This window comes from Aldersonia sp. NBC_00410 (assembly GCF_026342035.1).
Taxonomy (GTDB): Bacteria; Actinomycetota; Actinomycetes; order Mycobacteriales; family Mycobacteriaceae; genus Aldersonia.
The window spans coordinates 166000-186417 of sequence record NZ_JAPENM010000004.1 but is presented as its reverse complement, the minus strand read 5'-3'; the positions used below and the strand labels follow the sequence as shown (position 1 = coordinate 186417).

General features: G+C 68.4%; 17 protein-coding genes. 10 read left to right on the top strand and 7 right to left on the bottom strand.

Annotated features, from left to right (window positions below; all coding sequences use genetic code 11):
• The first annotated feature begins 6 nt into the window (after positions 1-6).
• Entirely contained in the window at positions 7-873 is an 867-nt protein-coding gene (locus OG921_RS11070; protein WP_266112476.1) for a helix-turn-helix transcriptional regulator, read from the top strand.
• Positions 870-1298: a VOC family protein gene (locus OG921_RS11065; protein ID WP_266112474.1), complete on the top strand. Its 429-nt coding sequence runs from the start codon at positions 870-872 to the stop codon at positions 1296-1298. The genes OG921_RS11070 and OG921_RS11065 overlap by 4 nt, the downstream gene beginning before the upstream one ends.
• Positions 1299-1302: 4 nt before the next feature.
• Here the strand turns inward: OG921_RS11065 and OG921_RS11060 are convergent, their stop codons facing one another.
• On the bottom strand, positions 1303-2325 hold the full coding sequence (locus tag OG921_RS11060; protein ID WP_266112473.1) for a glutathione S-transferase family protein: 1023 nt from the start codon (positions 2323-2325) through the stop codon (positions 1303-1305).
• Positions 2326-2453: 128 nt separating this feature from the next.
• Between OG921_RS11060 and OG921_RS11055 the strand changes: the two genes are divergently transcribed.
• The 4 genes from OG921_RS11055 to OG921_RS11040 all read left to right on the top strand — a co-directional run bounded on the left by OG921_RS11055 (position 2454) and on the right by OG921_RS11040 (position 6709).
• Positions 2454-3092: a PadR family transcriptional regulator gene (locus OG921_RS11055; RefSeq protein ID WP_266112472.1), complete on the top strand. Its 639-nt coding sequence runs from the start codon at positions 2454-2456 to the stop codon at positions 3090-3092.
• Complete coding sequence (locus OG921_RS11050) at positions 3089-4570, top strand: DHA2 family efflux MFS transporter permease subunit (protein WP_266112471.1); 1482 nt, start codon at positions 3089-3091, stop codon at positions 4568-4570. The genes OG921_RS11055 and OG921_RS11050 overlap by 4 nt, the downstream gene beginning before the upstream one ends.
• Entirely contained in the window at positions 4570-5364 is a 795-nt protein-coding gene (locus tag OG921_RS11045) for an enoyl-CoA hydratase/isomerase family protein (RefSeq protein ID WP_266112470.1), read from the top strand. The genes OG921_RS11050 and OG921_RS11045 overlap by 1 nt, the downstream gene beginning before the upstream one ends.
• 139 nt (positions 5365-5503) lie before the next feature.
• A complete protein-coding gene (locus OG921_RS11040) occupies positions 5504-6709 on the top strand; it encodes a class I adenylate-forming enzyme family protein (protein ID WP_266112469.1) in 1206 nt (401 codons plus the stop codon).
• Positions 6710-6719: 10 nt separating this feature from the next.
• Here the strand turns inward: OG921_RS11040 and OG921_RS11035 are convergent, their stop codons facing one another.
• Positions 6720-7553, bottom strand: coding sequence for a tyrosine-protein phosphatase (locus OG921_RS11035; protein WP_266112468.1), 834 nt, complete (start codon positions 7551-7553; stop codon positions 6720-6722).
• Between the two features lie 52 nt (positions 7554-7605).
• The gene (locus OG921_RS11030; protein WP_266112466.1) at positions 7606-9129 is read right to left on the bottom strand and encodes a molybdopterin-dependent oxidoreductase; all 1524 of its coding nucleotides are present in this window, start codon (positions 9127-9129) and stop codon (positions 7606-7608) included.
• A gap of 118 nt (positions 9130-9247) precedes the next feature.
• On the opposite strand from OG921_RS11030, the gene OG921_RS11025 reads away from it, so the two are divergent.
• Complete coding sequence (locus tag OG921_RS11025) at positions 9248-10462, top strand: alanine racemase (protein WP_266112791.1); 1215 nt, start codon at positions 9248-9250, stop codon at positions 10460-10462.
• Here the strand turns inward: OG921_RS11025 and OG921_RS11020 are convergent.
• Complete coding sequence (locus OG921_RS11020; protein WP_266112465.1) at positions 10459-13917, bottom strand: bifunctional RecB family nuclease/DEAD/DEAH box helicase; 3459 nt, start codon at positions 13915-13917, stop codon at positions 10459-10461. The genes OG921_RS11025 and OG921_RS11020 overlap by 4 nt on opposite strands.
• A 73-nt stretch (positions 13918-13990) precedes the next feature.
• On the opposite strand from OG921_RS11020, the gene OG921_RS11015 reads away from it, so the two are divergent.
• Entirely contained in the window at positions 13991-14608 is a 618-nt protein-coding gene (locus OG921_RS11015) for an alpha/beta hydrolase (protein WP_266112464.1), read from the top strand.
• Between the two features lie 45 nt (positions 14609-14653).
• Positions 14654-15055 carry a hypothetical protein gene (locus OG921_RS11010; RefSeq protein ID WP_266112463.1) on the top strand — a complete coding sequence of 134 codons (402 nt, stop codon included), beginning with the start codon at positions 14654-14656 and terminating at the stop codon, positions 15053-15055.
• A 16-nt stretch (positions 15056-15071) separates the two neighbouring features.
• On the opposite strand, the gene OG921_RS11005 is transcribed toward OG921_RS11010, so the two are convergent.
• From OG921_RS11005 to OG921_RS10995, 3 genes are all read right to left on the bottom strand, one after another.
• Positions 15072-16877 (bottom strand): long-chain fatty acid--CoA ligase, encoded by a 1806-nt coding sequence (locus OG921_RS11005; protein WP_266112462.1) that lies wholly within the window; start codon positions 16875-16877, stop codon positions 15072-15074.
• A 111-nt stretch (positions 16878-16988) separates the two neighbouring features.
• A complete protein-coding gene (locus tag OG921_RS11000; RefSeq protein ID WP_266112461.1) occupies positions 16989-17615 on the bottom strand; it encodes a phosphoribosyltransferase in 627 nt (208 codons plus the stop codon).
• 47 nt (positions 17616-17662) lie between these two features.
• Complete coding sequence (locus tag OG921_RS10995; RefSeq protein WP_266112460.1) at positions 17663-18469, bottom strand: carbon-nitrogen hydrolase family protein; 807 nt, start codon at positions 18467-18469, stop codon at positions 17663-17665.
• A 121-nt stretch (positions 18470-18590) separates the two neighbouring features.
• Between OG921_RS10995 and OG921_RS10990 the strand changes: the two genes are divergently transcribed.
• Entirely contained in the window at positions 18591-20411 is a 1821-nt protein-coding gene (locus OG921_RS10990) for a DEAD/DEAH box helicase (protein ID WP_266112459.1), read from the top strand.
• Positions 20412-20418: the final 7 nt, after the last annotated feature.

The following is a 20418-nucleotide window of genomic DNA, read 5'->3' as shown; positions in this document are numbered from 1 at the left end:
GAAATCGTGAGCTCCAATTCGGCGGGAGCTCGGCGCGAGCCCGCCCCGGTATTGCGGCCGTATCTACGCACCTACGACGGCTACCGGCTCGCCGGGTATCCGCCGGGCACCCACGTGGGCATGCCCTCGCCGCACCTGACCGTCGTCATCACCATCGGCGATGCGCTCGAGATCGGCACCCCCTCGCATCCGCAGCAATCGAGCGGACGCTTCGAAGCGCTGGCCAGCGGTATCACGTCCGCGCCGGTCACGATCGTGCACGACGGCAATCAGCACGGCGTCCAGTTGTCGCTGACCCCGCTGGGCGCGCGTGCGCTGCTCGGCGTCCCGGCCGCCGAGTTGGGCGCGTGGATCGTGGATCTCGACGCGGTGATCGGTGGCGATGGAAGCGAGTTGCGCGAGCGACTGGCCGCGACCGAATCGTGGGACGCCCGGTTCGGGATTCTCGACGACGTGCTCACTCGCAGGCTGGCCGGCGAAATCGGCCGCCGCGGCGAGATTGGCATCGGCGCGCCGCTGGTCGGCGCATGGCGGTTGCTCGTTGGCAGCGGGGGACGCACCCGCGTCGCGGATGTCGCCGCCGAACTCGGCTGGAGCCGCAGGCATCTGGTCGGCCGATTCAGTGCGGAGTTCGGCGTGACCCCGAAGGAGTCCGCGCGGATCGCGCGATTCTCGGTCGCGCACAACCACCTACGCCGTCCGGCAATCCCGTCGCTCGCCGAAGTCGCCGCGACCTGCGGCTATTACGACCAGGCGCATATGGCGCGGGAATGGCGGGAGCTGGCCGGGATGTCACCGTCGGCGTGGCGGGCGAACGAGTTCGCATTTGTCCAAGCAAGCGGACCGGCAGCCGGCGAAGACTTGCTGCCATGACGAATACGACCGAATCAACGAGAACGGCTGGGACCGGTGCGCGAGTCGCGACGGTCATCTGGCCGACCCTGACCTACCGCAACGCACGCGCCGCCATCCGCTTCCTCGTCGACGTGTTCGGCTTCGTCGAGACTGCCGTCTACGGCGAGGGCGACGTCGTGGAGCATGCCCAACTCGACTGGCCCGGCGGCGGCGGACTGATGCTCGGCTCGGTGCGCGAGGAGAGCGCGTTGCGCGACCTGCCGCCCGGTGTCGGCTCGATCTACATCGTGACCGACGACGTGGACGAGCTTTACCGCCGCGCGGTCGCCGGCGGCGCACAGATCGTCCGCGAGCCGCGCGACGAGGATTACGGTGGGCGCGATTTCGTCTGCCGCGATCCGGAGGGCGTGTTCTGGTCCTTCGGTAGTTACGCGGGGGAGTAGCGCGTCAGAACGAGAGCGCGTGCAGCGGCGGGACGGTCTCGTCGGGCGCCGGCGTTGGCGGTGGTGTGCCGTTGCCGAACGGCAACCCGCCGAGTTCGTCCCGGCCGTGCGGGGAGAGCCAGCCGGTCGGGTCGGGGCCCTTCGGCACGATCTGCTTCGGGTTCAGGTCGGTGTGCACGACGTAGTAGTGGCGTTTGATCTGCCCGAAGTCGATGGTGTCGCCGAAGCCTGGGGTCTGGAACAGATCGCGCGCGTAGGCCCACAGGACCGGCATCTCGGTGAGTTTGTGCCGGTTGCACTTGAAGTGCCCGTGGTAGACGGCGTCGAAGCGAACGAGTGTGGTGAACAGCCGCACGTCGGCCTCGGTGATGGTGGTGCCGACCAGGTACCGCCGGGCGGAGAGCTGCTCGGTGAGCCAGTCGAGCCGCGCGAACAGCCGGTCATAGGCGAGGTCGTATGCCCGCTGGGATCCGGAGAACCCGCAGCGGTAGACCCCGTTGTTGACGTCGTTGTAGATAAGCTCCGCGACCTCGTCGATCTCGGCGCGCAGCGCCTCGGGATAGAGCTGCGGCGCGCCCTCGCGGTGGTACTTCGCCCATTCGGTGGACAGGTCGACGGTGAGCGAGAAGATGTCGTTGGTGACGACCTGGCCGGTTGGCACATCGACGATCGCGGGCACCGTGATGCCGAGCGAAAAGTCGGGGTCGCGCGCCAGGTAGGCGTCGCGCAGCCGTGGAATCTGCAGTACCGGGTCGACGCCGTCGGGATCGAGATCGAACGTCCAGCTGCGCTCGTCATGGGTCGGCCCGCACAGGCCGAGCGAAATGACGTCCTCGAGACCGAGCAGCCGGCGCACGATGAGCGCGCGGTTCGCCCACGGGCAGGCGCGCGCGGCGATCAGCCGATACCGATCCGGTTCGACCGGGTATCCGGCGCGGCCGTCCTCGGTGATGCGGGTGTTGATGTACCGGGTGTCGCGCGTGAACGTGGCTTGCTCGGCTTCTCCGTTGGCAGATTTTGCGGCCATGCCTCCTGGATAGCCGCTACATGGACCGTTGAACCCGCGACTTCCACGCCGTATATTCCATGTGGACTAATTGGCGCGGACTATGTCGGTGCCGAGTCGTAGGTTGCGTGTCGAGGGGAGGTGCGGCGATGAAACCGGGACGCAGAGCGCTCGGCCCGCTGGGTATTGCCGTGCTCGCATTGCTCTTCGAGCGCCCGATGCACCCCTACGAGATGGTGCAGGTGCTGCAGCAGCGGCACGAGGACCGGATCGTCAAGGTTCGGCCCGGCTCGCTGTATCACACCGTCGGTCGGCTGGAGGACGCGAAACTGCTGCGCGCCTGCGGCACCGACCGGGCGGGCAACCGCCCGGAACGCACCACCTACGAGATCACCGCGGTCGGCAGGGCCGCGCTCACATCGCGCGTCGGTGAAATTCTTGGCACCGCCGAACGGGAGTATCCGCTGTTTCCCGTGGCGCTCGCCGAGGCGCACAACCTGACCGCCGAGGACGTGACGCGGCAGCTCCGACGCCGCATCGAATCAATCGAAGCCGATATCGCGGAGTACGACGCTCTCACCGCGGGAGCCGAGAGTCGCGCAGTGCCGCGTGTGTTCTGGATCGTGATCGGCTATTTGCGCACCCAGGCCGAGGCGGAGGACCAGTTCCTGCGCAACCTCGTCGAAGAGATCGGCAACGGTGATCTCCCATGGCCCGGCACGCCGCCATTCATCAATCCATCCGAACTGCCGGATGGCAGCAAAGAGAAGTCGAGGGTCAACTCGTGACAACCGAACGCAACCCATGGATCGCGCTCGGGGCGCTTTGCGTGGGATTCTTCATGATCCTGCTGGATATGACGATCGTCGCGGTGGCAAACCCGGCGATCCTCACCGATCTGCAGGCCGACGTCAACAGCGTGGTTTGGGTGACCAGTGCCTACCTGCTGGCCTTCGCCGCGCCGCTGCTGGTGACCGGACGGCTCGGCGACAAGTACGGCCCGAAGAACGTCTACCTGGTCGGGCTGACGGTCTTCACCGCCGCCTCGCTGTGGTGCGCGCTGTCACCGAATATCGAGACACTCATCGCCGCTCGCGCGGTGCAGGGCCTCGGCGCCTCGCTGATGACGCCGCAGACGATGGCCGTCATCACCCGCATCTTCCCGCCGGACAAGCGCGGCGCAGCCATGGGCGCCTGGGGCGCGGTGGCCGGCATCGCCACGTTGGTCGGACCGATCCTGGGCGGCGTCCTCGTCGACAGCCTCGGCTGGGAGTGGATCTTCCTCGTCAACGTGCCGGTCGGCATCGTCGCATTCGTCCTCGCCGTACGTTTCGTGCCCGCCCTGCCGACGAACGAGCACAAGTTCGACATCCCCGGCGTCATCCTGAGCGCGCTCGGCATGTTCCTGCTCGTGTTCGGCATCCAGGAGGGCAGCACCTACGACTGGTCCGGCCGGATCTGGCTGACGATCGCGGCCGGCGTGATCCTGCTCGGCGTCTTTGTCTACTACCAGTCACGCAGCCGCGGTGAGCCACTGCTGCCGCTCGAATTGTTCCGCGACCGCAACTTCTCGCTGGCGAACGTCGGAATCAGCGCGATGGGCGCGGCCGTCACCGCCATGATGCTGCCGACCTTCTTCTATCTGCAGGCCGTGCACGGCTACTCGCCAACCAAGTCCGCGCTGGTCTTCGCGCCAATGGCGGTCGTCACCGGTATTTTCGCGCCGTTGGTCGGACGCCTGGTGGATCGCACCCACCCGCGAATCATTCCGACCTTCGGCTTCACGTTGTTCGCACTCTCCCTGCTGTGGTTCACCGCCGTGATGAATGTCGACACGCCGGCGTGGCAGTTGATGCTTCCGGCCGCGTTCATCGGTCTGGCGAACGCCTGCATCTGGGCGCCGCTCGGCGCCACCGCGACGCACAACCTGCCGATGCACCAGGCGGGCGCGGGCGCGGGCGTCTACAACACCACGCGACAGGTCGGGTCGGTACTCGGCAGCGCCGGTGTCGGCGCACTGATCACCGCGCGCATGGCCGCACAGGGACTCGGGGGTGGTGCCGGGGAGGGTTCGCTGTCCGGGCCGGTGCCGGAGCCCGTCAAGGAGGCCTTCAGCACCGCGCTGAGCGAATCGCTGTTGCTGCCGGCCGCAATCCTGGTCATCGGCGTGGTCGCGTCGCTGTTCTTCGTCCGCCCGGCGAAGCCGGCACCGGGGACCGGTCGGCCCGCCGAAGAAGCGGCGGTGGCCCCCAATACGATCGGCTGATGCCCGATTCGAGCCGCACCCGACTGGAACGATCGACTACCGCTGCAGGCGCGACCATCGCGACGATCACCATCGCCCATCCGCCGTTGAACCTGTTCGACCCCGCGATGTTCGAGGCGATCGCCACCGATGTGGCCGACTTGGTGGCGAGCCCGCCACGGGCGGTGCTGATCCGTGCCGAGGGCCGGGTCGTCTCCGGTGGCGTCGACGTGCATCACTTCGACGGCATGTCCACCGAGGACGGTGCGGACCTCTGGCGCGACCTGTTCGCCCGGCTCATCCATCGGATCGAGGCGCTGCCGTGCCCGGTGGTGTTCGCCGCACACGCGCTCACCCTCACCGCGGCGTTCGAGATCGCGCTCGGCTGCGACATCATCCTCGCCGCGCCCGGCGCGAAGTTCGGTCTCGTCGAGACGGTGGTCGGACTGACCCCGTCGATGGGTGGCCCGCAGCGGCTGGCCGAACGGGCCGGCTCGGGCCGGGCCCGCGAACTGGTGATGACCGCAGATCTCTACGACGCCCGGACGATGTGCGAGTGGGGCGTGGTGAACGCGGTTCACGAGGACGTCGACGCGGCCGCCCTGGCACTGGTCACCAAGCTCGCGGACGGGCCGACCCGCGCGCACGACGCGACCAAACAGATCATCGGTGCGTGGCGATCCGGTGGAGTGGCGCACGCCGACTCGGTGACTCCGGAGGTGTCCGGCGCGCTGTTCGATACCGACGACCTGCGCGGCGCGGTGCGCAGCTTCCTCGAGGTCGGGCCGGGCAAGGCGAGCTACACCGGGCGCTGAGGCCGGCGCGACGCCAACACGAGCGAACTTCACGCCAAATCCAGCGAGACGAAATGTGATGGACGCCATATAGTCGGACATCAACGTGTCAGCCCCACGGACAAATGAGCGCTCCGCGGGCCCCGCGCTTGGAGGTTCGATGTCGCTGTTGGCCCGTGGTCTCACTTCGCCGGTGCCAGTCGAGTACCCGCTGCTCGGTGCGTCGCGCAATGGCTCGGTCACCCGCGGCCCGGACGGGGTGCTGCGCTATGGCGATCTCAGTCCCGCACTTACCGAGTTGCTCGACGTCCGCGTGCACCGGTATGCGAACCGGGTCGCCGTCGTCGAGATCGGCGGGCCCAGCCTCACCTACCGCGAACTCTGGGGTTCGGCCGCGCGGATTGCGGGCGGACTCAACTCCCGCGGCATCGGGTACGGCGACCGCGTCGGCATCCGGCTCGATAACGGCGCGCGCTGGGTGCAGGCGTTCCTTGGGGCGCTGCTCAGCGGAGCGGTACCGGTACCGGTGAACGACCGCCCCGGCTGCGGCGATGCGGCCTACGTCCTCGACGACAGCGCGGTCGACTTCGTGCTCGACGACGACATGCCCGACGCCACCGCGTTCATCGACGACGGTGCGAGCCTCGGCGAGGTCGCGCTGCTCTGCTACACGAACGGCACGCACGGCCGGCCCAAAGGCGTCGAGTTGTCCAACGAGAACCTGCTCTCGACCATCGAATCGGTCGTCGACACGCTCGGTCTCGTCAACACCGGGATGCGGAACCTGATGATGGTGCCGCTCGCGCACGCCAGTGGCTGCGTCGACCAGTTGCTGCCCACGCTCGCGGTGGGCGGAACGGTGGTGATCCCGTCGGAGTTCGGTGCGGACGCGCTCGTTCGCGCGCTACGCCAGGAACAGGTCGACGTGGTGGCGACGACGGCGGATGTCCTGCGGGATCTGTGCACCGACCGGGTGCCCACCGACGCACGGGTGACGACGGTGTGCTGCTCCGGCGGTGCGCTGACCGCCGCCCAAGCGCAGCGTGTCGGCCGGGTGTTCCCGGCCGCGTCGCAGTGGTCGGTCTGGGGTGCCACCGAGACCAGCGGAATCGGGCTTGCGCTGTCCGGCTTGTGTCCGGACGATCGGCCCGGATTCGTCGGAGCCCCGTTCGGCGGTACCGAACTCGCGCTGCTCGGCCCGGACGCCGAGCACGGTGTGGGCGAGTTGCTTTGCCGCGGGCCGAACGTCACACGTGGCTACTGGAACAACCCGGAAGCGACGGCGCAGAGCTTCACCGGCAACTGGTTTCACACTGGCGATCAGGTCGAGATCGACCGGAACGGATTCGTCCGCCTGACGGCCTGAGCCGGCCCGATCAGGTCAGGACGCGTTCGCGCAATCGGACCCGGAGGCCTTCGTCGACACCGATCGCGTCCAGGTACTCGGTGAAGGTGCCGTAGGAGTCGGCGACGGTGCGCATGCCGATTCGGTAGTAGTCCTCGGTCACGCCGAGAATCTCGTCGGACAGGTCGAATTTGTCCCCGTATCGTCCGAGCAGCGACGTGCGCAGCGGTTCGATCGCGTCGTTGCTGCGCAGGTAGTCGGTGAGTACGTCGTCCTCGGTGACCCCGACCGCGGTCAGCAGCGAGATCGCGAGCCAGCCCGCGCGGTCCTTGCCTGCGGCGCAGTGGAACAGCACGCCACCGCCGCCGTCGGCGATGCGGCGGGCGGCGTCGGCAATCGCCACCGCGGCGCCGTCGAGCGTCGGCAGCTTCGCGTAGGCCTCCTCCATGTACTTGCGCGCATTCTCGACGGTGCGACGCGGCGCGGTCTCGTGCGGCGCGAGCCTGTCGCTGGGGATGCCGCTTTCGTCGCCACGGAACGAGCGCACGTTCAGCGTGACGCCGTCGGGCAGGTGGTCCGACCCGTCGTGCGCGATCTCACGCGGCCCGCGCAGGTCGAAGACGTCGGTGACGCCGAGCTCGAGCAGTGTGCGTTGCCCGGCGGGTTCGAGCCCCGCGAGGTGCGAGGACCGGAACAGGATCCCAGGTGCAATGGTGGCGCCGTCGGTGGTGCTCAGCCCGCCGAGATCGCGGAAGTTCCAGGCGCCGGCGAGCCGGAATTGGCCCGCCTCGGCCTTCGCTTCGTCCACTGCGTCGGCCGGTTCGGTGTTCCCCGCGGCGTCGGCCGCCGTCATGTTCGTCGTCACGGCTTCGACACTAACCGGACCGGACTACGGTCCGCCGAGCGCGGGGAGCCGGTCAGTCCTGCACGTGAACGAATATTGCGGGTAGACCCGTCGCGCCGTCCGGGATCACGTCGGCGGTCTCCGCGGTCTGCACCGCCCCCGTGCCGTCGGTGGCGCGCGCCCGAACGGTGTGCGGACCGGGGGTTGCGTCCCAGTCGTAGACCCACTGTCGCCAGGTGTCGCCGGAGTACTGCTCCGACAGTCGTGCGGGATGCCAGTCGCCATCGTCGACCTGAACCTCGACCGCCGAGATGCCCCGATGCTGCGCCCAGGCCACGCCGGCGACAGCGACCTGCCCGGCGGGCAGCTTCGCCGAGGAGTGCGGGGTGTCGATGCGGGATGCGGTCTTGATCGGGCCGCGCTCGGACCAGCCGCGTTCGGTCCAATAGGCCTGGACCCGGTCGAATCGGGTGACCTCGAGTTCGACCACCCATTTCGTCGCCGAGACATAGCCGTACAGGCCGGGCACCACGAGCCGTGCCGGATAGCCGTGTTCGATGGGCAGCGGCTCACCGTTCATGCCGATCGCCAGCAGCGCGTCACGTCCGTCGGTGAGCACCTCGAGCGGGCTGCCCGCCGTGAAGTTGTCGATGCTGCGAGAGAGCACCATGTCCGCGTCGGGATGCGGTCCGGCTTCGGCGAGCAGGTCCGCGATCGGGTAGCCGAGCCACGTGGCGTTGCCGACGAGATCGCCGCCGATCGGATTGGAGACACACGTCAGCGTGACCGCTCGTTCGACGGCCGGACGTGCCGTGAGGTCTGCGTAGGTCAGCGTCACTTCGCGGTCGACCATGCCGTGTATGCGCAGCGACCACTCGTCGGTCGACAGCTGCGGCACGGTGAACGCGGTGTCGATTCGGTAGAACTCGCTGTTTTCGGTGACGTAGCTCGACAGTCCGGGGACACGCAGGTCGGCAGCCGGGGGGATGGGCGGGGCCGGGTCGGTTGCCGCGGGCAGCACGACCGTCGCCCGGTTCCCGCTCACATCACGTACCCGGGACCCGATCCACCGCCCCGCCGCGCCGGTGAGCAGTGCGGCGGCGCAGAGACCGGCGGCGAGTCCGAGGAATTCGCGACGGTTCGCGACGGAGGCCGCGGCTGGTTGTTGCGGTGCATCCAGCCGCCGCACGAGGGCGCGCAAGCTCGCGATCCCGGCCACCGCCCCGACGAGTGCCGGTAACGCGGCGGTCCACGTCGCGTCGGCGCGGGTGAGCGCGGCCACGGCCGCGAGCACGCTGAAGACTGCGAACAGCACCGACCCGATGGGCCGCTGCTGCCGTTCGAGGATCCCGGCGAGCGCGGCCAGAACGATCGCGACGACGGTCATGCACGCGTACAGGAACGCTTTGTCGTTCGTGCCGAAAATATCGATGACACTTTCGCGGACCGCGGTGGGTGTGCGGTCGATGATGGCGGAACCGAGTGCCTGCACGGGCGAACTGTCCGCACCGAATCCGGCCGCGAGTAGTTCGGCGACACCGAGGATCACGAGCGCCGACACGACGCCGCTCAGGGCGCGCAGGCCCATCATCCGCATTCGGCCAGGGTAGCGCCGGGTGAGATGTTACAACTGGTCGACCGTCCAATTAGGTGATTGACTGCACGGGTCGGGGTGGGTCCGTGGTGAGGAAGGCTTTACTGGAACCGTGACGTCGATGCGCAAGGCCCGCAGTCGTTCGGCGACCGCCGTGATCGAGCGGTTGACTCGGGCGACGGCGGACCTCGATCCGCCGCTGGCAGCGATCGACATGCCCACCCTCCGGGCCAACGCGGCGGACCTGATCCGCCGGGCCGGCTCGGTCCCGATCCGGTTGGCGAGCAAGTCGGTGCGCTGCCGCACAGTGCTCGACGAAGCGCTCACGCCGCAGCGTGCCTTGACGCTCGCCGGCGCGGGCGGGTTCCGCGGCATCATGAGTTATTCGCTGCGCGAAGCCATCTGGCTGGCCGGCAATGGGCATACCGACATCTTGATGGGCTACCCGACGACGGATCGGGCCGCGCTGCGCGACTACGCCGCTGCCCCCGAACTCGTCGCTGCGATCGTACTGATGGTCGACGACATCGACCAGCTCGGCGTGATCCGCGGCTCCGTCGGGAACCCGGAACTGCGTCCGCGGGTGTGTCTCGACGTGGACGCGTCGCTGCGGGTCGGCCCGGTGCATCTCGGCGTACGCCGCTCGCCGCTGCGCACCCCGGCGCAGGCCGCGGCACTGGCCGCTGCGGCGCTGCAACGCGGTTTCGACGTCGTCGGCGTGATGACCTACGAGGCGCAGATTGCCGGCCTGCCCGACACCCGGTTCGCGGTCCGGCGATTGAAATGGGCCTCGGCGCGGGACATGTTGCGCCGCCGCGGGGCCGTTGTCGCCGCAGTGCAGAACGTGGCCGGCCCGCTCGAGATCGTGAACAGCGGTGGCTCGGGCTCGATCGAGGTGAGTGTCGCCGACGAGGTCGTCACCGAGGTGACTGCCGGTTCGGGGCTGTACGTGCCGACGCTGTTCGACGACTACCGCAGCTTCACCCCGCATCCGGCGATGTACTTCGCCACCTCCGTGCTGCGTCGGCCGGCGCCGGGTATTGCGACGGCGTTCTCCGGTGGGTACATCGCCTCCGGTCCGGCGGGGGATTCGCGTGTGCCGCAACCGGCCTGGCCGCCGGGGATGAAGCTGATCGCCAGCGAGGGCGCGGGCGAGGTGCAGACGCCGCTGACCGGGGGCAAGGCCGGCGAGCTCGCGATCGGGGACCGGGTGTGGTTCCGGCACGCGAAGGCCGGCGAACTGTGCGAACGGTTCGACCGCGTGCACCTCGTCGAGGCCGACGGCAGACGCACGACGGTGCCGACCTACCGAGGCGAAGGGCAGTGCTTCGGCTAGCGGTCCGCTCCCGACTCGGTTCGGTCGCCGCACAGTCGCATGAACGCACCGAGATCCGATAATCCCTGTGGGGTCGGCGGCAGGTACTCGGTGAGCAGCCGCGAGCGCACCAGAATCGCCTGCCACATCGCGCGCGATACGGCGACGTTGAGCCGGTTGCGCGACAACAGGAATCCCATCCCGCGCGGAATGTCCTCGATCGCGGATGCGGTCATCGAGACGATCACCACCGGAGCTTGGCGGCCCTGGAACTTGTCCACCGTGCCGACCATGACGTCGTCGAGCCCGGCTGCGGCAAGCCGGGCACGGATCAGCTGCACCTGCGCGTTGTACGGCGCCACGACGAGAATCCCGGTTTGGTCCAGTGCTGCGGTCGCCCCCTTGCACGTCCACGGCGTCCCCAGCAGCGCCCGTGCGCGGCGCACGATTTCGTCGGCTTCCTCGATGGACTCGGTGGCGTTGCCGCGGTGGTCGACGAGCACGGTGCACAGCCCCGGCGCGACGCCGTGCAGGTCGCGTGCGGTGGTTTCGGCCTCGTGCGAGTGCAGCCTGCCCTCGTAGGACAGCAGCGAAACCGGTTCGCACACGGCCGGATGCATCCGCCAGGTGTGTTCGAGGAAGTAGCCGCGGTCCGCGGGGATCGTGCCGTGCCCGGCGGCGAGCCAGCCGAGCGCGGAGGCATCCACGGGCTCGGGATGGGTGCCCTGGCTGACCTGCGGCAGCTGCTGCGGGTCGCCGAGCAGCAACAGGTTTCGCGCGCTCACGCCGACCGCGATCGTGTTCGCCAGCGCGAACTGACCGGCCTCGTCGATGACCAGCAGGTCGAGACAGCCACGCTCTACCCGCTTCTCGTTGGTGAAATCCCAGGCGGTGCCGCCGATCACGCACCCGGCAGTGCCGGCGTTGTCGAGGAACTCGGCATGCCCGTACTTCTCGATCGCCGTCCACGCGTGGCCGGGCGACGCGGTGTTCTTGGCGACGGACGCCGCCGGGACACCGGCATCGACCACTCCGTCGAGGAAGTTCTCGATGACCGAGTGGGATTGGCCGACCACCCCGATCTTCCAGCCGTGCTTGGCGACGAGTTCCGCGACGACTCGTGCGCCGGTGTAGGTCTTGCCGGTGCCGGGCGGGCCCTGCACGGCGATATAGGAGTCGTCGAGGTCGAGGACCGCGTCGGTGATCGCGCGCGCGTAGTCGGTGCCGACAACCACGGGGGATCGAGTACCGCTGCGGGTCCGTGGCGGACGCCTGCGCAGGATGTCGACGGCCGCGCAGGCGGGCAGGGTCGGGAGGCTGTCGCATGTCTGTTGGGCCGCGAACTCGATTGCCGCTTCGAGGCTGCCCGCCTGGATCGGATCTCCCGGCGCGATTGCCATCGGGAGCTGTGAGTAGCTCTCGACGCCGCGCGGCAGTACCTCGGTGACCACGACGACGTCGGCGTAGTCGGCGTCGAGTTCGGTGGAGACCACCGCGGCCCGGCTGGTGACGCGCCGGGTGAGGTCGGTCTCGGCACCGGCGAGGCCCGCCGGTGCCGGCGGGTCGTAGAGCAGCTTCACGTCGCCGCGTGCGTTGCTGCCGGTATCGAACCGCCCGGTGACGGCGAGTTCGCGGCGTGGGTTCTTCCGACCTTCGCGGTACCAGTCCCTCTGCACCACAACCATTTCGGCTACCAGCACGTCTTTGGTGTCGGACCACTCGTCCACCGGGTGTGACAGCCGCTCGAAATGTGCCCACCAGAACGGTTTCGCCTCTCGACGGTGGTATCCGAGGGCCGCGGCCAGCAGGGCAGCCGCGGACTGGTCCGGGCCGCGGTCGCCCGGCAACGCGTCTCCCGCGTACTCGCGCAATGCTCGTTCCAGCGGGCCCTGTTCCTCCTCGGTCGCGTCGAACGAGCCGACCGGACGCGGTGTCACCCCCGCAGATTCGGCGTGCCCGAGCAGCCAATCGCGCAACCGCAACGTGGAGACGCAGTCGTATTCGTTGTAGTCGGCGATGCCGCGCAGGATTTCCGCGGCGGCGTCGCGACGGCCCGAATCACGTGCGTCGCAGTAGTTGGCGTAGGCCACGACGGAGTCGGCGGCGTTGGTGACATCGCCGGCGCGCAGCTGGTCACCCATATACAGCGGCTCGAGTTTCTTGATGCTGTAGGAACGCTCGCCGACCCGCAGGCAGGCCCGCACGATCGGGTAGAGATCGATCAGGACGTTGCCGCGCAGCAGGTCGTCGACGATTTCCTCCCCGACGCCATGCCGACCGGCCAGTCGGAGCAACGCCGATTTCTCGTACGCCGCGTAGTGATAGATGTGCATCTTCGGGTGTCGGCGCCTGCGTTCGGTGACGTAGTCGAGGAACGCGAGCAGGGCCGCGCGTTCGCCGCGCCGGTCGTGTGCCCAGAACGGCCGGAACATCGCGGTGCCCACCGGGTCGGATTCGACCACGCCGAACAGGTACTCGAGTCCCCAGTCCGGGGAGCCTCCTTCCGACCAGAGCGGATCGCCCTCGAAATCGAAAAAGATGTCACCCGGATCGGCCGGGGGCAGCGCGGCGAGCGCATCCGGGGCGAAGACCTCGTAGACGGCCGCTCCCGTGGATTCGGCGCGCAACTGAATCTCGGCCTGCCCTTGCAACGTCGCGAAGGTGCGGTCGGCCAGGTCCGGCACCGGACCGGTGGCGGTCGCGAGGGCATCGATGGTGACGATTCCGGCGGTGATGAGCCGCTCCCGTGCGGTCGCCCGGATTCCGGCGACAAGCAGCAGGTCGCGGCTCGCCTCGACTTCGGGTGCGCACGCATCGCACCAGCCGCAGGCCTGGTAGCGGGTATCGGACCAGCGGACGGGTTCGGGATCGGCCTGTTTCGCGTCGATGATCTCGATCAGGCGGCGTCGCCGCGCCGCATGCACGGGCGCGATTTCGGCGAGTACGCTCGCCGACTCGGTACCGTCGCCGAGCAGCAAGCGGACCTGCGGAGCGGGCTCGATTCCGTTGGCCGCCAATGCTTCCGCGTACGCGGCGAGCTGCAGCAGCGCCGGCACCTTTGCGTGCCGGGCGAGCTTGGTGTCATAGACGCCGTAGCGCTCGCCGTCGCGGACGAGGAAGTCGCAGAAACCGAGGAAGCGACCGTCGAAGAAGCAGCCCTGATAGATGACATCGGCGCCCGCGTGCACATGTGCGAGGGTGGCCCGGTTCGCCTCCGCGAGTGCGTCGCGGCTCGGCGCCGGCCGGGACATCTCGACCACGCCCGCGCCGAAGCGGGCGCGGAACTCGCCGAGCTTGCGAATCTCGTGCGCGTGCCCGAGGGCGGCGGTGCGTTCGAACATCGGGTCGGGCGCCTGCTCGGTGGCGGCGCTGCGGCCGAGTCTGCCGTCGAGCGTGCGCAGCAAACCGAACTCGCATTGCGAAGCCTGCGCCAAATCGCTCGCGCTGTACACCACCGTGTCGTCGAGCAGAAACACTGCGCGCCCCTCCCTGTTTCGGCCGTCGTTCACTGTAGGTGGCGGTACCGACAGGGTGCGCGAGAATGTGACGGTGCCATTCCTGGACGGCGTCAGCGGACGCGTGCACTACCGCGTCTGGACGGTGCACGACCCGCGCGCGCTGGTCGTGCTGCTGCACGGTATCCGGCAGAGCAGCAGCGACTATCACCGGTTCGGCCGGGCGATGGGACGATCCGGCATCGAGGTATGGGCGATCGACCATGTCGGCCACGGGCTCTCCGAGGGCGCCGAGGGCGTGGCCGCGCCGCTGGCGGACCTGGGTGAAAACGCGCAGCGGCTGATCGGGCTGGCTGCCGCCCAGCACGGCGAGCTTCCAGTGTTCGTCTTCGGTCATTCGCTCGGCGCCGCGACCGCGCTGGCCGCGTTGCACGCACCCGCCGCCACGCCGGTGTCGGGACTGGTGCTGTGCGGTACGCCGAAAGGCGTGACCGGCGGTGACGTCGCGACGCCGACGCTGCCCACGCTCGTCGTGCACGGTGTCGACGACCGGTTGGCACCCATCGACGCGGTCCGGAGCTGGGTGGCATCCGACCCCGCAATCGAGTTGCGGGAGTACTCCGATGCGGGCCACGACCTGCTGCACGAGCCGGTCCAGGCGAGGGTGAGCGCCGATGTCGCGGAGTGGATTCTGGGGCCACCGCTCGGTTGATGCGATGCCGCACCGAACCGGGTCGCGACGGATACGCTGTGGCACATGTTGCGATTGCTCGCAGTATTGGTCGTGGGGCTGATTGCCAACGCGCTCGGGCTGATTGTCGGTGACCTGACCTTGTCGGGCATGTCGATGACTGCCGAGGGCTTTCTGATCGCGCTCGTCTTGTTCACCGGCGCAGACATCTTGTTCCAGCCGCTGATCCGGCAGACCGCGGTCACCCGGGCGCCGGCGCTGCTCGGCAGCACGGCCCTGGTCTCGACCCTCATCGCGTTGATCGTGACCACGCTGGTGACCGACAGCTTGTCGATCGACGGCCTGGGTACCTGGGTGCTGGCCACCGTGATCGTGTGGGTGGTGTCGCTGGTCGCGCACCTGCTGCTGCCGTTCGTGATCTTCAAGAAGACGTTGGCCCGCGCCAAGGCCGGCGGCCCGGCCGCCTGACGCGGGCGTTCACCCGTCAGCTGTAGATCGCGTTTACGTCGCTCTCGTACTGCTTGAGCACGACGGCGCGCTTGAGCGACATCTTCGGGGTCAGCTCGCCGGTCTCGAGCGTCCAGTCGGCTTCGAGGATGCGGACCTTCTTGATCTGCTCCGCCTTGGAGACCGCCTTGTTCGCGTTGGCGACCTCCTTCTCGATCTCGGCGACGAGCGCCGGATTCTTGGCCAGCTCGCTGATCGGAGCATCGGCGGCGACGCCGTTGCGCTCCTGCCAGCCGGGCAGGGCCTCGCGGTCCAGGGTGATGAGTACGCCGATGAACGGGCGGGCATCGCCGACCACCATCGCCTGACTGATCAGGCTGTGTGCGCGCAGCTTGTCCTCGAGGGTGGCGGGGGAGACATTCTTGCCCGCGGCGGTGACGATGATTTCCTTCTTGCGGCCGGTAATCGAGACGAAGCCGTCCTCGTCGATCTGCCCCAGGTCGCCGGTCTTGAACCATTCGCCGTCGAACGACTCGGCGGTGGCGTCATCGTTGTGCCAGTAGCCGGAAAACACGACCGGGCCCTTGACCAGCAGCTCGCCGTCCTGGGCGACTTTGACTGCGTGGCCGTCGAGCGGACGCCCGACGCTGCCCACGCGCATATGGTCGGTGGTATTCACAGACACGGCCGCCGTGGTTTCGGTGAGTCCGTAGCCCTCGTAGATGGGCAGTCCGATCCCGCGGAAGAAGTGTCCGAGCCGTTCACCGAGCGGACCGCCACCCGACACCGCACGGTCGCATTCGCCGCCGAGCGCGGCGCGGATCTTGCCGTAGACCAGCTTGTCGAACAGCCAGTGCTTGGCGTTGAGCAGCAGTCCGGACCCGCCCGTGTCCTGAGCCTTACTCCACTCGATCGCGGTCGACGCGGCGAGATCGAAGATCCGGCCCTTGCCGCCGTCCTGCGCGCTCTGTTTCGCGCTGTTGTAGACCTTCTCGAACACGCGCGGCACGGACAGCACGAAGTGCGGTTTGAACACGGCGAACTGCTCGACCAGCGTGGTCCAGTCCGCGGTATGGCCGACCGTCACCTTCGCCTCGAAAGCGCCGACCGAGATCGCGCGCGCGAAGACGTGTGCGAGCGGGAGGAACATCAACGTCCGCTTGCCCTCCGCGAGCGCGTCATGCAGCGCCTTCGTGGCGCCGATGGCCTCCGCGTAGAGGTTCGAGTGCGTCAGTTCGACGCCCTTCGGCCTGCCGGTGGTGCCGGAGGTGTAGATCAGCGTGGCCGGGGAGCCCGCGCCCACCTGGTTGCGGCGGGCATGCAGATCTTCGTCGGAGACGTTCCTGCCGCGCTCGGTGAGTTCGGCGATCGCACCCGGCTTTTCGGCGGATGGCTCGATCTGCAGGGTTTCCTTCAGATCCGGCAGCCCGTCGCCGATCTCGTCGATCGTCGCCCGATGCTTGGGTGCTTCGAGCACAAGCAGTTTGGTGCCGGAGTCTTCGAGTATCCATTTGGCTTGCTCGCTCGACGACGTCTCGTAGATCGCGACCGCGCAGGCGCCGGCGGTCCAGATGGCGTAGTCGAGAACGACCCACTCGTAGCGGGTGGCGGCCAAAATGGCTACGCGGTCATCGAATTCGATGCCGGAAGCCATCAGCCCCTTCGCGACGCCCGCAACATCGGCGGCGAACTGGGCCGCGGTCACATCCGACCACGCCCCGCCCCCGCTCGGTACCTTGAACGGCACGAACGACGGGGATTCCGCCGCGTACCGAAACACGGTGTCGGCCATCGATACGTCCGCGGGAATCGTGAACGACGCCGGCACTTCGAATTCGCGCATCTTGGGGCTCCCTCCACGGGGTTACTGATCGGTACACGAGCGTCTCGCTACCTCGGATCAGCCTACATAGCGGGGGTGTTGCGATGACCACAACGTCCGTTTTTGCGTCTTTCACCAGTGCAGCAGGTCGGTCACCTCCCTGTCGGAGAGCTGATGGAAGTCGGCGTACGCGGCCCCGACGCCACCGAGATCGGCGGGGACGGACGGGCACACCACTTCGTCGGCCGTGGCACCGAGGCGGCGCATCGACTCCGGGGCCGCCACCGGAACTGCGACCACCACTCGCGCGGCGCCCTCGGTGCGCGCGACCCGGCAGGCCGCGGCTGCGGTTGCGCCCGTTGCCATACCGTCGTCGACGATCACCACCGTGCGGCCACGCAGCGCGGTACGTTCCCGCCCGCCGCGCAGCACCGTGGCGCGACGGGCGAGTTCGGCGCGTTCGTGCCGCTCCACCACGGCGAGCTGCTCGGCGCTGACTTTGGTGGTGGCGAGGACGTCGCTGTTCAGCACCTTCGCGCCCCCCTCACCGATCGCCCCCATGGCGAGTTCGGGTTGCCATGGCACGCCGAGCTTTCGGACGAGCAGGATGTCGAGTTCGCCGTCGAGCGCATCGGCGACGGCGGCGGCCACCGGAACGCCGCCGCGCGGCAACCCGAGGACGAGGGGATTGGCCAAGCGCAGATGGCCGAGTGACTTCGCCAGTGCTCGACCGGCAGCGACACGATTCGCATAGACCATCGGGCTCCGAGATTACTCGCCGCCGCGACCCACGACTGCGCGGTGGATCAACGCAACCGACGCAGTTCGAGTGCGGGGTTGCGCAGCCGCACCTCGTCGAGTCGGTGCGACGAGACGGTCGCGGTCACGGTGCCGGTGCGCTCACCGAGAGCGGCCATCGGCACCCCCATCGGGTCGACGATGATGCTGCCGCCCGCACCCGAGGGGGCGCTCTGGTCCGCGGCGGCGATATAGACCGTGTTCTCGATCGCCCGCGCGCGCACCAATGTCGCCCAGTGGTCTTCCTTGAGTGGGCCGGGAATCCACTGCGCCGGCAGCGCCACCACCCCGGCGCCGGCGTCCACCAGCCGCCGGGTGACCTCGGGGAAACGCACGTCGTAGCAGGTCTGCAGGCCGACGACGATGCCGTCGATCGGGAATGTCGCCGGCTCGACGATGTCGCCCGGTCGCACCACGTCGGACTCGGTGAATCCGAATGCGTCGTAGAGATGCAGTTTGCGGTAGACCGTGATCAGCGATCCGTCCGGCGCGAGCGCGACCAGCGTGTTCGAGAACCGGTCCTCGCCCGGTACCGACTCGTTCATCCCGGCGACGAGATACACCGCCAGTTCTTGCGCAATCGCCGACAACCCGGTCACGAATGGACCGTCGAGCGGTTCGGCGGCGGCCACCGCGGCGGCATCCAACTTCCGGCCGGTGAACATCGAGTACTCCGGGGCGACGACGAGCCGTGCGCCGTCCCCGGCGGCTTCGGTCGTCAGCCGACGTATCTCGGCGAGATTGGCGTCCTTGTCGGTGCGCGGGGCGAATTGGGCGACGGCGATCGGGACGCGGATGTCGGGCTGCGTGGACACGCATTCACGTTAGGGCACAACGGCGTCCGTGGCGGGACGGATTCATCCACGCGCGCGGCGGGCATACCGAATTGCCACCAAACGTCGGCGGGGCCGTGGGGACGCATTAAACTCCAGGTCAATGAGCACCAATGAGGGCAACGATCAGTCGGGCGATGCGGGTTCGGACACCGGTTCCGATCCGCAGGTTCTGACGTTCGCCGATCTGGGGATCAGCGGGCCGGTCCTCGCGGCGATCTCCGATGTCGGCTACGAATCGCCGTCTCCGATTCAGGCCGCCACGATTCCGCCGCTGCTTGCGGGCGATGACGTGGTCGGACTGGCGCAGACCGGCACCGGCAAGACGGCGGCGTTCGCGCTGCCGATCCTGATGCGGCTCGACGTCAGCGCGCGTGAGCCGCGCGCACTTGTGCTTGCGCCCACGCGCGAGCTCGCGATCCAGGTCGCCGAGGCGTTCGGCCGCTACTCCGCGCACATCCCCGAGCTGCACGTCCTGCCGATCTACGGCGGCCAGGCCTACGGTGTGCAGCTGCACGGCCTACGCCGCGGCGCTCATGTGGTGGTGGGCACCCCCGGCCGTGTGATCGACCACTTGGAGAAGGGCAGTCTCAATCTGAGCAAGCTCGACTATCTCGTGCTCGACGAGGCCGACGAGATGCTCAAAATGGGGTTCCAGGAGGACGTCGAGCGCATCCTCGCCGACACCCCGGACACCAAGCAGGTCGCGCTGTTCTCGGCGACCATGCCGCCCGCGATCCGCAAGATCTCCAAGCAGTACCTGCACGACCCGGTCGAGATCACCGTCAAGTCGAAAACCACGACGGCGGCGAACATCTCGCAGCGCTGGGTGCTGGTGTCGCATCAGCGCAAGCTGGACGCGCTCACCCGGGTGCTCGAGGTCGAGCAGTTCGAGGCGATGATCATCTTCGTCCGGACCAAGCAGGCCACCGAGGACTTGGCCGAGAAGTTGCGCGCGCGGGGATTCTCCGCGGCCGCGATCAACGGCGACATCGTGCAGGCGCAGCGGGAACGGACCATCGGGCAGCTGAAGTCGGGGTCGCTCGACATCCTCGTTGCCACCGACGTCGCGGCCCGCGGACTCGACGTGGATCGCATTTCGCACGTGGTGAACTACGACATCCCGCACGACACCGAGTCGTACGTGCACCGGATCGGTCGCACCGGCCGGGCCGGGCGCGCCGGCGAGGCGCTGTTGTTCGTTGCGCCCCGCGAGCGGCATCTGCTGAAGTCGATCGAGCGGGCCACCCGGCATCCGCTCCAAGAGATGCAATTGCCGTCGGTCGAAGACGTCAACGCACAGCGCGTGGTGAAATTCGCCGATTCGATCACCGAGTCGCTCTCGTCTCAGCATCTCGGGTTGTTCCGCAAACTGGTCGAGGACTACGAGCGCGAGCACGACATCCCGCTCGCGGATATCGCCGCCGCGCTGGCGGTGCAGTCGCGCGATGGCGAGAACATCCTGATGGATCCGGAGCCGCCCGTGCAGGAGCGGGAACGGCGCGAACGCCCGGTGCGCAAGTTCGAGGGCGAGCGCCGCGAACGGCACGACGACCACCGCCGCGAGCGGCGCGAGGACAACCGCGATAGCGGTCCGCCGCGCGGCAAGGGCGGAGTCGAGTTCGCCACCTACCGGATCAGCGTCGGCAAGCGCCATCGCGTGGTGCCGGGTGCGATCGTCGGTGCCATCGCGAACGAGGGTGGACTGCGGCGCAGCGATTTCGGGCATATCAGCATCCGGCCCGATCACAGCCTCGTCGAACTGCCGGCCGACCTCTCGCGCGAGACGCTGGAGGCGTTGCGCCGCACCCGGATCAGCGGCCAGTTGATTCAGCTACAGCGCGATTCGGGCGCGCCCGGACACCAAGGCAGCGGTGGTGGCGCGGGTAAGCCGAAGAAGAAGTACCGCGACCGGGATCAGTGAGCCGCTG

Coding starts and splice junctions, on each gene's coding strand:
- OG921_RS10990 (WP_266112459.1), top strand. CDS start 18,591: ATGAGCACCAATGAGGGCAACGATCAGTCGGGCGATGCGGGTTCGGAC.
- OG921_RS11040 (WP_266112469.1), top strand. CDS start 5,504: ATGTCGCTGTTGGCCCGTGGTCTCACTTCGCCGGTGCCAGTCGAGTAC.
- OG921_RS11005 (WP_266112462.1), bottom strand. CDS start 16,877: ATGCGCGAATTCGAAGTGCCGGCGTCGTTCACGATTCCCGCGGACGTA.
- OG921_RS11060 (WP_266112473.1), bottom strand. CDS start 2,325: ATGGCCGCAAAATCTGCCAACGGAGAAGCCGAGCAAGCCACGTTCACG.
- OG921_RS11055 (WP_266112472.1), top strand. CDS start 2,454: ATGAAACCGGGACGCAGAGCGCTCGGCCCGCTGGGTATTGCCGTGCTC.
- OG921_RS11065 (WP_266112474.1), top strand. CDS start 870: ATGACGAATACGACCGAATCAACGAGAACGGCTGGGACCGGTGCGCGA.
- OG921_RS11030 (WP_266112466.1), bottom strand. CDS start 9,129: ATGCGGATGATGGGCCTGCGCGCCCTGAGCGGCGTCGTGTCGGCGCTC.
- OG921_RS11045 (WP_266112470.1), top strand. CDS start 4,570: ATGCCCGATTCGAGCCGCACCCGACTGGAACGATCGACTACCGCTGCA.
- OG921_RS11000 (WP_266112461.1), bottom strand. CDS start 17,615: ATGGTCTATGCGAATCGTGTCGCTGCCGGTCGAGCACTGGCGAAGTCA.
- OG921_RS11010 (WP_266112463.1), top strand. CDS start 14,654: ATGTTGCGATTGCTCGCAGTATTGGTCGTGGGGCTGATTGCCAACGCG.
- OG921_RS11025 (WP_266112791.1), top strand. CDS start 9,248: ATGCGCAAGGCCCGCAGTCGTTCGGCGACCGCCGTGATCGAGCGGTTG.